Annotated in this window: 17 protein-coding genes; 16 read left to right on the forward strand and 1 reads right to left on the reverse strand. The window is 62.0% G+C overall.

Features of this window, described 5'->3' with window-relative positions; translation table 11 throughout:
• Positions 1–80: 80 nt before the first annotated feature.
• From ACTQ4R_RS03605 to ACTQ4R_RS03645, 9 genes are all read left to right on the forward strand, one after another.
• Positions 81–1,382, forward strand: coding sequence for a UDP-N-acetylglucosamine 1-carboxyvinyltransferase (locus ACTQ4R_RS03605; RefSeq protein ID WP_441625890.1), 1,302 nt, complete (start codon positions 81–83; stop codon positions 1,380–1,382).
• 122 nt (positions 1,383–1,504) lie between these two features.
• The gene (locus ACTQ4R_RS03610; RefSeq protein WP_441625892.1) at positions 1,505–2,305 is read left to right on the forward strand and encodes an MBL fold metallo-hydrolase; all 801 of its coding nucleotides are present in this window, start codon (positions 1,505–1,507) and stop codon (positions 2,303–2,305) included.
• On the forward strand, positions 2,293–2,775 hold the full coding sequence (gene rlmH / locus ACTQ4R_RS03615; RefSeq protein ID WP_441625894.1) for a 23S rRNA (pseudouridine(1915)-N(3))-methyltransferase RlmH: 483 nt from the start codon (positions 2,293–2,295) through the stop codon (positions 2,773–2,775). The genes ACTQ4R_RS03610 and rlmH overlap by 13 nt, the downstream gene beginning before the upstream one ends.
• 28 nt (positions 2,776–2,803) lie before the next feature.
• Complete coding sequence (locus ACTQ4R_RS03620) at positions 2,804–3,118, forward strand: hypothetical protein (RefSeq protein WP_441625896.1); 315 nt, start codon at positions 2,804–2,806, stop codon at positions 3,116–3,118.
• Between the two features lie 44 nt (positions 3,119–3,162).
• Positions 3,163–3,522, forward strand: coding sequence for a hypothetical protein (locus ACTQ4R_RS03625; protein WP_441625898.1), 360 nt, complete (start codon positions 3,163–3,165; stop codon positions 3,520–3,522).
• A 68-nt stretch (positions 3,523–3,590) separates the two neighbouring features.
• Positions 3,591–5,318, forward strand: coding sequence for a phospho-sugar mutase (locus ACTQ4R_RS03630; RefSeq protein ID WP_441625900.1), 1,728 nt, complete (start codon positions 3,591–3,593; stop codon positions 5,316–5,318).
• 247 nt (positions 5,319–5,565) lie between these two features.
• A complete protein-coding gene (gene mnmA / locus ACTQ4R_RS03635) occupies positions 5,566–6,660 on the forward strand; it encodes a tRNA 2-thiouridine(34) synthase MnmA (RefSeq protein ID WP_441625902.1) in 1,095 nt (364 codons plus the stop codon).
• An 81-nt stretch (positions 6,661–6,741) separates the two neighbouring features.
• Entirely contained in the window at positions 6,742–7,161 is a 420-nt protein-coding gene (locus tag ACTQ4R_RS03640) for a NifB/NifX family molybdenum-iron cluster-binding protein (RefSeq protein WP_441625904.1), read from the forward strand.
• Between the two features lie 21 nt (positions 7,162–7,182).
• Complete coding sequence (locus ACTQ4R_RS03645) at positions 7,183–8,052, forward strand: DMT family transporter (protein ID WP_441625906.1); 870 nt, start codon at positions 7,183–7,185, stop codon at positions 8,050–8,052.
• A 2-nt stretch (positions 8,053–8,054) separates the two neighbouring features.
• On the opposite strand, the gene ACTQ4R_RS03650 is transcribed toward ACTQ4R_RS03645, so the two are convergent.
• Entirely contained in the window at positions 8,055–8,366 is a 312-nt protein-coding gene (locus ACTQ4R_RS03650; protein ID WP_441626026.1) for a hypothetical protein, read from the reverse strand.
• On the opposite strand from ACTQ4R_RS03650, the gene ACTQ4R_RS03655 reads away from it, so the two are divergent.
• From ACTQ4R_RS03655 to ACTQ4R_RS03685, 7 genes are all read left to right on the forward strand, one after another.
• Positions 8,247–9,482 carry a dihydroorotase gene (locus tag ACTQ4R_RS03655; protein WP_441626020.1) on the forward strand — a complete coding sequence of 412 codons (1,236 nt, stop codon included), beginning with the start codon at positions 8,247–8,249 and terminating at the stop codon, positions 9,480–9,482. The two genes, ACTQ4R_RS03650 and ACTQ4R_RS03655, sit on opposite strands and share 120 nt — an antisense overlap.
• Positions 9,479–10,216, forward strand: a complete 738-nt coding sequence (locus ACTQ4R_RS03660; protein ID WP_441625908.1) for a dihydroorotate dehydrogenase electron transfer subunit — start codon at positions 9,479–9,481, stop codon at positions 10,214–10,216. Before ACTQ4R_RS03655 ends, ACTQ4R_RS03660 begins: the two co-directional genes overlap by 4 nt.
• Complete coding sequence (locus tag ACTQ4R_RS03665; RefSeq protein ID WP_441625910.1) at positions 10,210–11,124, forward strand: dihydroorotate dehydrogenase; 915 nt, start codon at positions 10,210–10,212, stop codon at positions 11,122–11,124. Before ACTQ4R_RS03660 ends, ACTQ4R_RS03665 begins: the two co-directional genes overlap by 7 nt.
• 28 nt (positions 11,125–11,152) lie before the next feature.
• Positions 11,153–11,857, forward strand: coding sequence for an orotidine-5'-phosphate decarboxylase (pyrF, locus tag ACTQ4R_RS03670; RefSeq protein WP_441625912.1), 705 nt, complete (start codon positions 11,153–11,155; stop codon positions 11,855–11,857).
• A gap of 29 nt (positions 11,858–11,886) precedes the next feature.
• The gene (gene pyrE, locus ACTQ4R_RS03675) at positions 11,887–12,528 is read left to right on the forward strand and encodes an orotate phosphoribosyltransferase (protein WP_441625914.1); all 642 of its coding nucleotides are present in this window, start codon (positions 11,887–11,889) and stop codon (positions 12,526–12,528) included.
• A gap of 122 nt (positions 12,529–12,650) precedes the next feature.
• Positions 12,651–13,571, forward strand: coding sequence for an aspartate carbamoyltransferase (gene pyrB / locus ACTQ4R_RS03680; protein ID WP_441625916.1), 921 nt, complete (start codon positions 12,651–12,653; stop codon positions 13,569–13,571).
• An 18-nt stretch (positions 13,572–13,589) separates the two neighbouring features.
• Positions 13,590–14,015 carry an aspartate carbamoyltransferase regulatory subunit gene (locus ACTQ4R_RS03685; RefSeq protein WP_441625918.1) on the forward strand — a complete coding sequence of 142 codons (426 nt, stop codon included), beginning with the start codon at positions 13,590–13,592 and terminating at the stop codon, positions 14,013–14,015.
• The last annotated feature ends 14 nt before the right edge of the window (positions 14,016–14,029 follow it).

Below are 14,029 nucleotides of genomic sequence, written 5' to 3' on the forward strand. Positions count from 1 at the left end.
AGCGGCACCGGCCGGGCAAACTGGTCTTATGACAGTTCTGCCGCCACAAAAGAATGTGCCTTGAAGAGAGGGTATCGAACTTGACAAAATATATTGTACAGGGTGGAACGCCCCTGTTTGGTGAAGTAGAGATCAGCGGCGCCAAAAATGCCGCTGTTGCCATTATTCCCGCCGCCTTGATGGTGGACGGCGTGTGCCGCATTGAAAACATTCCCCAGATCTCCGATGTGACGCTGTGCCTGCGCATTCTGGAGCAGCTGGGCGCCAGCGTCCGCACCATGAACCGCCACACGGTGGAGATCGACTGCCGGAAGATCCACTCCACCCGCACCCAGCAGAATCCGGCGGGAAAGATCCGCGCCTCCTATTACCTGGTGGGCGCCCTGCTGGGCCGTTTTGGCCAGGCGGAGGTGGCCATGCCCGGCGGCTGCAATTTCGGCGGCCTGCGTCCCATTGACCAGCACGTGAAGGGCTTTTCCGCCCTGGGCGCCAAGGTCATTGTGGAGGGCGGCTTCATCCACGCCAAATCGGAGGCCGGCCGCCTAAAGGGCGCCAACGTCTATCTGGACGTGGTGTCCGTGGGCGCCACCATGAACATCATGATGGCCGCCGCCATGGCGGAGGGCAACACCGTCATCGAAAACGCCGCCAAGGAGCCCCACATCGTGGACCTGGCCAACTTCCTCAACTCCATGGGCGCCAACATCCGCGGCGCCGGTACAGACACCATTAAGATCCGCGGCGTGGACCGTCTCTGCGGCGGCACATACGCCATCATCCCCGACCAGATCGAGGCAGGCACCTATATGGCCGCCGTGGCCGCCACCGGTGGTCAGGTGCTGGTGAAAAACATCATCCCCAAGCACATGGACTGCATCACCGCCAAGCTGCAGGAGTGCGGCGTGGAGGTGGAGGAGCGGGAGGACACCCTTCTGGTCCGCCGCAGCGGCCCGCTGCGCAAGGCCAATGTGAAAACCATGCCCTACCCCGGCTTCCCCACGGACATGCAGCCCCAGATCACCACAGTCCTCTCTCTGGCCCAGGGCACCTCTCTGGTAACGGAGGGCGTGTGGAGCAACCGCTACCGCTATGTGGACGAGCTGCGCCGCATGGGCGCCAACATCCAGGTGGATGAAAAGACCGCCGTGGTGGAGGGCGTGGACCATCTCACCGGCGCGCCTATCCAAGCTTACGACCTGCGGGCCGGTGCCGCCATGGTCATTGCCGCGCTGGCCGCCCACGGTGAAAGCGAGATCACCGGCGTCCAGTACATTGAGCGGGGCTATGAGGACATCATCCAAAAGCTGCGCCGCCTGGGCGCCAAGATCCGTTCTGTGGAAGAGCCCGACGATGGCGAGGAGCGGAAGGCCAGCATCGGCTGATCCGGTTCACTTTCATAAATCTGTGTATCCGTGGCGTCCGCTGAGGAGAATGGCGACCTTAGTCGGCGTTCTTCCCAGCGGGCGCCATTTCGTTTCACAATACAGACAGCGAGGTATTTCGTTTGACCACCGTACATACTCTGGCCAGCGGTTCCTCCGGCAACGCGGCTTTGGTGTGCTGCGGCGATACCCGCCTGCTGGTGGACGCCGGCATTTCCTGCCGCCGCATCACCGCCTCCCTCCGGGAGCTGGGGCTGGCGCTGGAGGACTTGACCGCCATTCTTCTGACCCACACCCACGCCGACCACACCGCCGGCTTGCAGACCCTGCTGAAGCGGAGCCAACTTCCCATTTTCGCCAGCGAGGACGCTGCCCGGGACCTTTGTCTCCGGCTGCCCCTGTGCGTCGGCCGGCTGCGGCCCTTTTCCCGGAACAGCCGCTTTGACCTGGGCGGATGCGCCGTCACCGCCTTTTCCACCTCCCACGACGCCCCCGGTGCCTGCGGCTACCGCTTCGACGGCGCTGACGGCAGCGTGGGCCTGCTGACGGACACCGGCTATGTCACGGAAGAAGCCGCGGACATTCTGCCCGGTGCGGACCTGGTCCTGCTGGAGGCCAACCACGATGTGGAGGCCCTGGAGTCCGGTCCCTATCCTTACTATTTGAAGCGGCGCATTCTGGGGGACCGGGGCCACCTCAGCAACGACACCGCTGCCCGCTTCGCCGTAACACTGGCGGAGAACGGGGCTTCTGAGATCATCCTGGCCCATTTGAGCAAGGAAAACAACACCCCCGCCATGGCCCGAACCGCTGTGGAGACCGCCCTGTCCGCCGCTGGTCTGGCTCCGGAATTGTCCGTGGCCCCACGGGATACCCTGGGCCCCTGCCATACCGTCACCCGGAGGTGCGCATGCAGAAAGTGACCATTCTCTGCGTCGGCAAGCTGAAGGAAAAATTCTACGCTGACGCCGTTTCCGAATACGGCAAGCGCCTTTCCCGGTTCTGCAAGCTGGAGATCACGGAGCTATCCGAGGAGCGGCTACCGGAGGACCCCTCCCCCGCCCAGATCGAAGGGGCCCTTTCCAAGGAGGCCGACGCCATCCGGGCAAAGCTGCCTCCCTCCACCATGGTCATCGCCCTGTGCGTGGAGGGAAAGACCCGCTCCAGCGAGGAGCTGGCCCGGCTCATGGCCGACAGCGCGACCCAGGGCGTCAGCCACCTGGTGTTCCTCATCGGCGGCTCCTTCGGCCTGCACCCCTCCGTGAAGGCCCTGGCGGCGGTGAAGCTGTCCATGTCCCCCATGACCTTCCCCCACCATCTGGCCCGGGTCATGCTTTTGGAGCAGATCTACCGGGCATACCAGATCAATGCCGGGACGAGGTATCATAAATAAGCACCTAAACAGAAGGAGTGACCGTGCCGTGAAAAAGTCTGCTTCAAAGCCGTCTCCCGCGCTGTCCGGTCAAGATGCCGCCAAGTCCTGGAAGCGGAAGCGCCGTGCCATTTACCCCTGCGTGGCTTTGGGGCTTGCGCTGGTCATTGCTGGTTTTCTCCTGCGGGAGAACGCCGCGGGAAAGCCGCTGTTGGCAGCGGGGCTGCTTTTGGGGCTCGCGGCAAAGCATCTGAACACCGCCTGCCGCCGCTGCCCCCACTGCGGCCATATCAATGCCCCCGCGCAGGGGATTCTGCAGGGCTTTACCTGTACCCGCTGCGGATATACCATCTCTGATTCGTGACGACCTGCTTCATTCAGTTTGCATAATATCAAAAAGGAGGAGCCATGTCCGACTTTTTTCCTGAATTCATGCCCAATCAAAACCTCTCTCCAGAGGAAAAGCGTCAAATTGCCCGCCGCTTCCGCCGGAAAGCGAATCTCACGGATTTCTGCTGTCTTTTAAGCGTTGCCCTGTTCCTGCTCGGCACCGCCCTTCGAGAAAACTCCTCAATTGCAAATTTTCTGTTTGCTATCTGCCCTTTGTCCATGGTTGCTTTCATTGTCGGCTGTGTGTTAACGTATCACCGCTGTCCCATTTGCGGAAACCGCATCGTTCATGGAGAGTACGGAAGATACCTGGCCCCTTTTATATGGCGCGCCTATGAGTGCCCCGTGTGTTATTTTTCTCCGGATTGGAGCAAATGATTTCTGTATAGTCAAGTGTGACGGCCTGCTTCATTCAGTTTACATAATTTCAATAGGAGGAAGATTTTATGGATTTCATGAAGGAATACGAAAAATGGCTGGCCAGCCCTGCCCTGTCCGCCGAGGAAAAGGCTGAGCTGGAGTCCATCAAAGACGACCCCAAGGAGATCGAGTCCCGGTTCTACGGCCCTCTGGAGTTCGGCACCGCCGGCCTCCGCGGCACCATGTACATTGGTTTACATAATATGAATATTCACGTCATCCGCTGGGCCACCCAGGGCTTCGCCGATGTCATCTGCGCCGAGGGTGAGGCTGGCAAGCAGCGGGGCGTGGCCATCTGCATGGACTGCCGCAACCACTCCGCCGAGTTCGCCCGTGCCGCCGCCGAGGTCTGCGCCGCCAACGGCATCCACGTCCGCATCTTCGAGTCCCTGCGCCCCACTCCCGAGCTGAGCTTTGCCGTCCGGGAGTACCACTGCCAGGCGGGCATCAACGTCACCGCCAGCCACAACCCCAAGGAGTACAACGGCTACAAGGTGTACTGGGAGGACGGCGCCCAGCTGCCGCCCCGCCATGCCGACGCCATCGCCAAGCGGCTGGAGGAGATCGATATTTTCAACGACATCAAGACCATGCCCTATGACGAGGCGGTAAGCGCCGGCCTCATTGAGGTCCTGGGCGCCGAGACCGACGAGAAGTTCCTCGCCAATGTCATGGCACAGGTCAATGACCCGGAGACCGTGGCCAAGGTTGCCGACTCCTTCAAGCTGGTGTACACGCCCTTCCACGGCACCGGCTACAAGCTCATCCCCGAGGCCCTGGGCCGCATGGGCATCAAGCAGCTCATCTGCGTGCCCGAGCAAATGGTCATCGACGGCAACTTCCCCACGGTGGTCTCCCCCAACCCCGAGAACCCCGAGGGCTTCTATCTGGCGGTGGACATCGCCAAAAAGGAAGGCGCCGACTTCATTCTGGGCTCTGATCCCGACGCCGACCGGGTGGGCATCATGGTCCGCACCAAGGACGGCGAGTTCAAGGTCATCTCCGGCAACCAGACCGGCGTCTTGCTGCTGGACTATCTGATCGGAGCCATGAAGCGCTCCGGCAAGCTGCCGGAGAAGCCCGTGGCCCTCAAGACCATCGTCACCACCGAGATGGCCCGCAAGGTGGCGGAGGTCAACGGTCTCCAGTCCTACGACACCTTCACCGGCTTCAAGTTCCTGGCGGAGAAGAAGGACAAGCTGGAAAACGCCGGCGAGGGCAAGGTCATCTTCGCCTACGAGGAGTCCTACGGCTACATGCTGGGCGACTACGTCCGGGACAAGGACGCCGTCACCGCCTCCCTGATGCTGACGGAGATGGCCGCCTGGTACGCCGCCCAGGGCATGACGCTGGCCGACGCTCTGGACGCCCTGTACGAGAAGTACGGCTATTACGCCGAAAAGACCTTCAACCTGGTGATGCCCGGTCTGGACGGTCTGAAGGACATGGCCAAGCTGATGAAATCCCTGCGTGAGAATCCCCCCGCGGAGATCTCCGGCGTGCGGGTGGCCGTGTTCAAGGATTACCAGGACGGCTCCGTCACTGACAACGCCACCGGCGAAAAGACCACCATGGAGCTCTCCGGCTCCAACGTGCTGCGCTTTGAGATGGCCGACGGCACCTCCGTCATCGTCCGTCCCTCCGGCACCGAGCCCAAGATCAAGGTGTACATCCTGGCTCAGGGCAAGGACGCTGCCGATGCCCAGGCCAACGTGGCCAAGTATGGCGCGTGGGTGGAGACCCTGCAGAAGTGATGCAATATCAAGACCGTCCTCCGGCTGATGCCGGAGGACGGTTTTTTGCATATCCTATATGCTTATTATTCCTATTGACATAATAGGAATATAATTTTATAATGCACCGCAGCCGGAGCCCCCGCTTCGCGGCGGTCTTTTGTTCCGGCAATCGCAACAACAGAATGGAGACAGTATACATGACATCTGCATTTTACAGCGCAGGCGTTCCTTTTCAAAACGCTCTGCGTTCCGGAGGTGCGGCAGCATGAAAAAACGGGTATTGGTCGCCATGAGCGGCGGCGTGGATTCCAGCGTGGCGGCGTGGCTGCTGCGTGAGCAGGGCTACGACTGCGCCGGCGTCACCATGAAGCTCTACGACAATGAGACGGCCGGCCGCAAGGGACATCCCTGCTGTGCGCTGGAGGACGTGGAGGACGCCCGGGCCGTGGCCCGCCGGCTGGGCATTCCCCACTATGTGTTCAACTTCCAGGAGGAATTTCGCCAGTGCGTTCTGGAAAAGTTCGCCCGCAGCTACCTCTCCGGCGCTACCCCCAACCCCTGCATCGACTGCAACCGTTACTTAAAATTCGGCACCCTGCTCCACAGGGCCCAGGTGCTGGGCTTTGACTATATTGCCACCGGCCACTATGTCCGCCGTGTGCAAGACAGCTCCTCCGGCCGCTGGACGCTGCGAAAGGCAGTGGACGCGGACCGGGACCAGAGCTATGTGCTGGCCTCCATGACCCAGGAGCAGCTGTCCCGGACCCTGTTCCCTTTGGGCGGCCTCACCAAGCCGGAGGTCCGCCGCATGGCGGAGGCCCAGGGCTTCCGCAACGCCCGTAAGCACGACAGCCAAGACATCTGCTTCGTGCCGGACGGAGACTTCGGCGCCTTTTTGGAGCGCTACACCCAAAAGCCCCTGCCGCCGGGGGACATCGTGGACCGCTCCGGCGCCGTTCTGGGCCGCCACCGGGGCGCTGCCCGGTACACCCTGGGCCAGCGGAAGGGTTTGGGAGTAGCGTCGGGAAAGCCCCTGTACGTCTGCGGCAAATCCATGGCGGACAACACCGTCACTCTGGGTCCGGAGGATTTCCTGTACACCACTGCCCTGCTGGCGGGAGACTGGGTGTGGGGTGCTATCCCCAGCCTAACAGGGCCCTTGCGGGTGCAGGCCAAGGTCCGATACCGCCAGGCGGACCAGTGGGCTACCGCCGCTCCGGCGGAGGACGGACAGGTACTGCTGACCTTCGACCGGCCCCAGCGGGCAGTGACACCCGGCCAGGCGGTGGTACTGTACCGGGAAGGCACGGTGCTGGGCGGCGGCACCATCCTGCGGGTGCTCAGAACTGCCGCGCCTTGACATCCAGTCCCCGGGGCGTATAATGAAGCCATCAGATTCAAAAAGGGCAGGCTTCCCGCGCCGCCGAAAGGATGGAACAGGATGAAGATCGCGGTCACTTATGAAAACGGCAATGTGTTCGGCCACTTCGGCCATACGGAGCAGTTCAAGATCTACCAGGTAGAGGACGGTGCCGTCGTGAAGGCCCAGGTGGTGCCCACCAACGGCAGCGGCCACGGCGCCCTGGCGGGCTTTTTGACGGACCACGGCGTGGACTGCCTCATCTGCGGCGGCATCGGCCCCGGCGCCCAAGCGGCCCTGGCCCAGGCGGGTATCCGGCTGTACGCCGGCTGCAGCGGCAGTGCCGATGACCGGGTGAGCGAGCTGCTGGCAGGGTCCTTGGCTTCTGTCGACGGCGCCACCTGTGACCACCGCCACGACGAGGGCCACGTCTGCGGCTCCCACAGCTGCGGCTCTCACAGCTGCGGCTCTCACAGCTGCGGCTCTCACAGCTGCCACTAAAGCAACGGGTAAACGAGAACGATGAACCACTCCCTTCGTGCCCAGCTGATGCTCTCCGCCTCCATGGCCATTTTCGGCACCTTGTCCATTTTTGTCCGCAGCATCCCCCTGGCCTCCGGAGAGCTGGCGCTGTACCGGGCGGTGCTGGCGGCCCTGTTGGTGGGCGGCTATCTGCTGCTCACCCGGCAAAAGGCAGGCCTTTCCGGTATCCGCCGGGAGCTTTTATTGCTGCTGGTGTCCGGCATCGCCATGGGCCTCAACTGGATCTTGCTGTTCCAGGCCTACCGCTACACCACGGTATCCGTCGCCACCCTCAGCTATTATTTCGCCCCGGTCATCGTCACCATTTTGTCCCCGGTCCTGTTCCGTGAGCGGCTCACGGGACGGCAGATCGTGTGCTTTGTGATGTCCACGGTGGGATTGGTGCTGGTCATCGGCGTCACGGACCTTTCCGGCGGCGGCGCCCACCTCACCGGCATTTTGTTTGGCCTGGGTGCCGCGGTGTTTTACGCCACTGTGATTCTTTTGAATAAGTCTATCCGGAATGTCTCCGGCATCCACCGGACATTTTTTCAGTTCTTGTCCGCCATTGCGGTGCTTATCCCCTATGTGGCCTGCACCGGCGGCTGCCACCTGGCCGGCATGCCGCCAAAAGCCTGGGCCTGCCTGCTGGTGGTGGGCCTCATCCACACCGGCATCACCTACTGCATGTACTTCTCCTCCTTGAAGGAACTCACCGGCCAGGAGGCCTCCATCCTCAGCTACATCGACCCCCTGGTGGCGGTGGCCGTTTCCGTTTTGGTGCTGCATGAGCCCATGACGCTGTCCCAGCTGGCCGGCGGTCTTTTGATCCTGGGCTTTACCCTCTGGAATGAGCTGGGACACGCTTGACCTTATTTTGCAGCCTGCCGAAAAAGCATTTTTCGGCAGGCTGTTTTTTTGTTTGGTCTGGAGGAAAATACCATTGACATTCCCCCGCCTTTCCGATAATATAATGTGTCGAATAAACACTCAGAGGGAGGAGAGAGATCATGAGTCTGCTGCTGACCGGCGGGGCCGTTTTCGTAGATGGAGTTTTCCAGAATATGGATGTCTCCATTGACCAGGGCCGTATTGTTTCCGTTTCTTCCGCACTTCCCCGGGAAGATGTTTCCGTCATTGAATTGCATGATCGTTTGATTGTTCCAGGTTTCGTTGATGTCCATGTTCATCTTCGGGAGCCTGGTTTTTCTTATAAGGAGACCGTCTTTTCCGGGACAGCGGCCGCCGCCGCCGGCGGGTATACGGCGGTGTGCGCCATGCCCAACCTCAAGCCGGTGCCGGACAGCCCGGACCACCTCCAGGTGCAGCTGGACCTCATCCGCAAAAACGCCAAGGTCCACGTATATCCCTACGGTGCCATCACCTGCGGCCAGCAGGGGCAGGCCCTTTCTGACATGGCGGCCATGGCGCCCTATGTGGTCGGCTTCTCCGACGACGGCAAGGGCGTCCAGTCCGGCGGCATGATGCGCCAGGCCATGGAGCTTGCCAAATCCCTGGACAAGCCCATCGTGGCTCACTGCGAGGACGAGGGCCTGCTGCCCAAGGGCTGGGCCGTCCACGACGGCGTTTACGCCAAGGCCCACGGTCTGGTGGGCAACCCCTCTGAAAGTGAGTGGCGGCAGGTGGAGCGGGACATCGCCCTGGTGCGTGAGACTGGCTGCCGCTACCACGTGTGCCACATTTCCACCAAGGAATCCGTGGCCCTCATCCGTGCCGCCAAGGCAGAGGGCCTGCCCATCACCTGTGAGACCGGCCCCCACTACCTGGTCCTCACCGACGCCGACCTCCAGGACGAGGGACGCTTCCGCATGAATCCCCCCATCCGCTCCGCCGCCGACCGGGACGCCCTGGTGGAGGGCCTGCTGGACGGCACCATCGACTGCATCGCCACGGACCACGCCCCCCATTCCGCCCAGGAGAAAGCCGGCGGTCTCAACGGCAGCCTCAACGGCATTGTGGGACTGGAGTGTGCCTTCCCCATCCTCTACACCCAGCTGGTGGAAACCGGCATCGTGCCTCTTTCCACCATTCTCAACGCCCTTTGCGTCAATCCCCGGAAAATCTTCGGCCTGCCCGGCGGCGTCATCGCCGAGGGCGCTCCCGCCGACCTGACGGTCATCGACATCAACCGCCCCCACGTCATCGACAGCGGCAGCTTCCGCTCCCTGGGCCGCGCCACGCCCTTTGACGGCTGGGGCGTATCCGGCGCCATCGCCATGACCATCTGCGGCGGTGAGATCGTATACCACGACCTGAACACCCAGGAGGATGCCTTATGAAAAAATCCCTCTTTACCATGGAGCATGCCCGGCAGCTGACGGAGGACACCTATGAGCTGGTCCTCTCCGGCGACACCTCCGCCATCACGGCACCGGGCCAATTTGTGAATATCGAGCTGCCCGGAAAGTTCCTCCGCCGTCCCATCTCCATCTGCAACTGGACCGATAACGCCCTGATGCTGCTGGTGAAGGTGGTGGGCGAGGGCACACGGGAGCTGGTGCGCTGCGTGCCCGGCACGGAGCTGGACGTGCTGAGCGGCCTTGGCAACGGCTTTGACATGACCTTGGCCGGGGAGCACCCCGTCCTGGCCGGCGGCGGCATCGGCATCGCCCCCCTGTACGGCCTTGCCCGGCGGATGCTGGAAGCCGGGATGCGCCCCACCGTGGCCCTGGGCTTCCGCACCGGGAAGGACGCCTTCTACCTGGAGGAATTCGCCGCTTTGGGCTGCCGCCTCCTCATCGCCACGGAGGACGGGAGCCTGGGCACGAAGGGCTTTGTCACCGACTGCATCCGGGCCGTGCCGGAGTGCGACTACGTCCTCTCCTGCGGTCCTCTGCCCATGCTGAAGGCCGTCCATGCCCTGCCCCAGCTCAAGGACGGACAGTTCAGCTTCGAGGCCCGGATGGGCTGCGGCTTCGGCGCCTGTATGGGCTGCACCGTGCCCACCAAGGACGGCTATAAGCGGGTCTGCAAGGACGGCCCCATCCTATATAAGGAGGAGATCGTATGGTGAACCTCAGTGTGAACCTGGCGGGCGTGGAGCTGAAAAACCCCATCGTCCCCGCCTCCGGCACCTTCGGCTACGGCCGGGAGTACGCCGAAGCTTATGACCTGAACATTCTGGGGAGCTTCTCCTGGAAGGGCACTACGAAGAACGCCCGCCTGGGCAATCCCCAGCCCCGCATCGCCGAGATGACCGGCGGCATGCTCAACGCCGTGGGCCTCCAGAACCCCGGCATGGACGCCGTTCTGGAAAAAGAAGTGCCCAACATCGCCCGCATTTTCCAGGGCCCCGTCATTGCCAACATCGGCGGCTTCTCCATCGACGAATATGTGGAGAATTGCCGCAAGCTGGAGAATGTGGAGCAGGTGAAAATTCTGGAGGTCAACATCTCTTGCCCCAACGTCCACGCCGGCGGCAAGAACTTCGGCTGCGACCCCAAGGCCGCCGCGGAGGTGACGAAGGCCGTGAAGGCTGCCACCAGCAAGCCTGTTTTCATGAAGCTGACCCCCAACGTCACGGACATCGCCGAGATCGCCCGGGCCTGCGAGGACGCCGGCGCCGACGGCGTGTGCCTCATCAACACGCTGCTGGGCATGCGCATCGACCTCAAATCCCGGAAGCCCATCATCGCCAACCGCACCGGCGGTGTCTCCGGCCCCGCCGTGTTCCCCGTGGCACTGCGGATGGTGTGGGACGTGTATGAGGCCGTCCGCATTCCCATCATCGGCTGCGGCGGTGTTTCCTCCGCCGAGGACGCGGCGGAGATGATGCTGGCCGGCGCCGCGGCTGTGGAAGTGGGCGCCGCCAATCTGAAGGACCCCTACGCCTGCAAGACCATTGTGGAAAAACTTCCCGGCGTCTGCGAAAAGCTGGGGGTGGAGCGCATTGCCGACCTCACCGGCGCCGCTCACCGATAAGAATTCAACAGAAAGGACTGTTTTTGATATGAGCGCGAAAGACGTCATCATTGCTCTGGATTTCCCCACCAAGGAGGAGACCCTCCGCTTTTTGGACCAGTTCCCCGCCGGGGAGAAGCCCTTTGTGAAGATCGGCATGGAGCTTTTCTACGCCGAGGGGCCCGATGTGGTCCGGGAGATCAAGGCCCGTGGCCACAAAATTTTCCTGGACCTCAAGCTCCATGACATCCCCAACACCGTGAAGCGGGCCATGAGCGTCCTCTCCCGGCTGGATGTGGACATGGTAAACCTCCACGCCGCCGGCGCCTCCGAAATGATGAAGGGCGCTCTGGAGGGCCTCACCCGGCCCGACGGCACCCGCCCTCTGCTGATTGCCGTCACCCAGCTGACCTCCACCGACGCCGCCGCCTTGAAAAATGAGCTGCTCATCGATGTGCCCATGGCGGAGACCGTCATGTCCTACGCCAAGAACGCCGCCGACTCCGGTCTGGACGGCGTGGTGTGCTCTCCTCTGGAGGCGGCTCTCGTGAAGGAAAAGTGCGGCGAGAACTTCGTCACCGTCACCCCCGGCATTCGCTTCGCCGACAGCGCCGCAGGCGACCAGAAGCGCATCATGACCCCGGAAAAGGCGGGCAAGTCCGGCTGCGACTACATCGTGGTGGGCCGTCCCATCACCCAGGCCGCCGACCCCGTGGCCGCCTACCGCCGGGCCGTGAAGGATTTTCTCGGTTAACCATTTTCTCAAAGGAGGATTTTTACGATATGAGTCTGGAAAAAACCATCGCTCACGACCTGCTGAGCATCGGCGCCGTGTTCCTGCGGCCCGACGAGCCCTTCACCTGGGCCAGCGGCATCAAGAGCCCCATCTACTGCGACAACCGCCTGACCTTGACGGCTCCCGCCGTCCGCACCCACGTAGAGGAGGGCCTGGTGGACCTCATCTGCAAGCACTATCCCACCGTGGAGGTCCTCATGGGCACCTCCACCGCCGGCATCGCCCACGCCGCCATCGTGGGCCACCTCATGGGCCTGCCCATGGGCTATGTCCGCTCCGGCAACAAGGACCACGGCCGTCAGAACCGCATTGAGGGCAAGCTCCTGCCCGGCCAGAAGGTGGTCGTGGTAGAGGACCTCATCTCCACCGGCGGCAGCTGCATTGAGGTGGTGGAGGCCCTGCGGGAGGCCGGCGCCCAGGTGCTGGGCATCGTGTCCATCTTCACCTACGGCCTGCAGAAAGGCATCGACCGCATGGCCGCCGCGGATGTGGTCAATTACAGCCTCTCCAACTTTGACGCCGTGTGCGAAGTGGCCGCCGAGGAGGGCAAGATCCGCCCCGAGGACATTGAGCGGCTGAAGAAGTTCCGTGCCAATCCCTCCGACGAGAGTTGGATCTCATCCAAATAAATTCCGCTCTGCTCCGCTTCCGAGTAACATCGAAAGCTCTGCCCGCTCCATTTATTTCTCCTCTCCCCACCGCGCAAGGCGCGGCGGGGCCCCCTAAATTATTTTGCAAAAAGGAGACCAATATGCCCAGAAATCTCATTGATATTGTCGATCTGTCCGTGGAGGAGATCGACGAACTGATCGCCACGGCGGAGGACATCATCGCAGATCCCGCCAAGTATCAGAACGCCTGCGCCCACAAGCAGCTGGCTACCTTGTTTTTCGAGCCCTCCACCCGCACCCGGCTGAGCTTTGAATCCGCCATGCTGGCCCTGGGCGGCAGTGTGCTTGGCTTCTCCTCCGCCAGCTCCAGCTCCACCGCCAAGGGCGAGACCGTGGGCGACACCATCCACACCGTCAGCTGCTACGCCGACATTATCGCCATGCGCCACCCCAAGGAGGGCGCCCCTTACGCCGCCGCCCAGGTGGCCGAGGTGCCCATCATCAACGCCGGCGACGGCGGCCACAACCACCCCACCCAGACCCTCACCGATCTTCTGACCATCCACCGGGAAAAGGGCCGTCTGGACAACTTCACCATCGGCTTCTGCGGCGACTTGAAATTCGGCCGTACCGTTCACTCTCTGGTAAACGCCTTGAGCCGGTATGAAAACATCAACTTCGTCCTCATTTCCCCCCTAGAGCTGAAGCTGCCCCGGTACGTCAAGGAGGAGGCCTTGAAGAAGAAGGGCATCCCCTACACCCAGACCACTGATCTGGAGTCCGTGATCCCGCAGCTGGACATTCTGTACATGACCCGTGTCCAGAAGGAGCGGTTTTTCAACGAGGAGGATTACCTGCGCTTGAAGGACAGCTATATCCTGACCCCGGAGAAGCTGGTGAACGCCAAGGCCGACCTCTCCATCCTGCACCCCCTGCCCCGTGTCAATGAGATCTCCGTGGCGGTGGACAAGGACCCCCGGGCAGCCTACTGGCGCCAGGTCAAGAACGGCAAGTTCATCCGCATGGCCCTCATCATGAAGCTGCTGGGCATTGAAATCTAAGGGGAGGTATCTGCATCTATGAATATCGACAGCATCCAAAACGGCGTGGTTCTGGACCACATTCAAGCCGGCAAGAGCATGGACATTTACAAGTACCTCCATCTGGACGAGCTGGACTGCCAGGTGGCCATCATTAAGAACGCCCGCAGCGAGCATATGGGCCGGAAGGACATCATCAAGATCGACTATCCCCTGGACCTGGACCTGGATGTGCTGGGCTACATTGACTCCAACATCACCGTCAACATCATCCGGGACGGCAAGCGGGTGGAAAAGAAGCACCTGGAGCTGCCTCACAAGCTGGTGAATATCATCCACTGCAAGAACCCCCGCTGCATCACGGTAAGCGAGCCTCAGCTGGACGCCATCTTCCTGCTGAGCGACCCGGTGAAGCACACCTACCGCTGCGCCTACTGCGAGACCGCTATCGACAAGAAGTTTTAAACGCCCAGCCGGCC

The sequence above is a fragment of the Dysosmobacter sp. Sow4_B12 genome, from assembly GCF_052116665.1.
GTDB lineage: Bacteria > Bacillota > Clostridia > Oscillospirales > Oscillospiraceae > Oscillibacter.

What these genes read in the sequence shown, in the direction of transcription:
- rlmH (WP_441625894.1), top strand. Translation starts at nt 2,293, where the DNA reads ATGCAGAAAGTGACCATTCTCTGCGTCGGCAAGCTGAAGGAAAAATTC.
- ACTQ4R_RS03625 (WP_441625898.1), top strand. Translation starts at nt 3,163, where the DNA reads ATGTCCGACTTTTTTCCTGAATTCATGCCCAATCAAAACCTCTCTCCA.
- ACTQ4R_RS03630 (WP_441625900.1), top strand. Translation starts at nt 3,591, where the DNA reads ATGGATTTCATGAAGGAATACGAAAAATGGCTGGCCAGCCCTGCCCTG.
- mnmA (WP_441625902.1), top strand. Translation starts at nt 5,566, where the DNA reads ATGAAAAAACGGGTATTGGTCGCCATGAGCGGCGGCGTGGATTCCAGC.
- ACTQ4R_RS03640 (WP_441625904.1), top strand. Translation starts at nt 6,742, where the DNA reads ATGAAGATCGCGGTCACTTATGAAAACGGCAATGTGTTCGGCCACTTC.
- ACTQ4R_RS03645 (WP_441625906.1), top strand. Translation starts at nt 7,183, where the DNA reads ATGAACCACTCCCTTCGTGCCCAGCTGATGCTCTCCGCCTCCATGGCC.
- ACTQ4R_RS03655 (WP_441626020.1), top strand. Translation starts at nt 8,247, where the DNA reads ATGGATGTCTCCATTGACCAGGGCCGTATTGTTTCCGTTTCTTCCGCA.
- ACTQ4R_RS03650 (WP_441626026.1), bottom strand. Translation starts at nt 8,366, where the DNA reads ATGGACATCAACGAAACCTGGAACAATCAAACGATCATGCAATTCAAT.
- ACTQ4R_RS03660 (WP_441625908.1), top strand. Translation starts at nt 9,479, where the DNA reads ATGAAAAAATCCCTCTTTACCATGGAGCATGCCCGGCAGCTGACGGAG.
- ACTQ4R_RS03665 (WP_441625910.1), top strand. Translation starts at nt 10,210, where the DNA reads ATGGTGAACCTCAGTGTGAACCTGGCGGGCGTGGAGCTGAAAAACCCC.
- pyrF (WP_441625912.1), top strand. Translation starts at nt 11,153, where the DNA reads ATGAGCGCGAAAGACGTCATCATTGCTCTGGATTTCCCCACCAAGGAG.
- pyrE (WP_441625914.1), top strand. Translation starts at nt 11,887, where the DNA reads ATGAGTCTGGAAAAAACCATCGCTCACGACCTGCTGAGCATCGGCGCC.
- pyrB (WP_441625916.1), top strand. Translation starts at nt 12,651, where the DNA reads ATGCCCAGAAATCTCATTGATATTGTCGATCTGTCCGTGGAGGAGATC.
- ACTQ4R_RS03685 (WP_441625918.1), top strand. Translation starts at nt 13,590, where the DNA reads ATGAATATCGACAGCATCCAAAACGGCGTGGTTCTGGACCACATTCAA.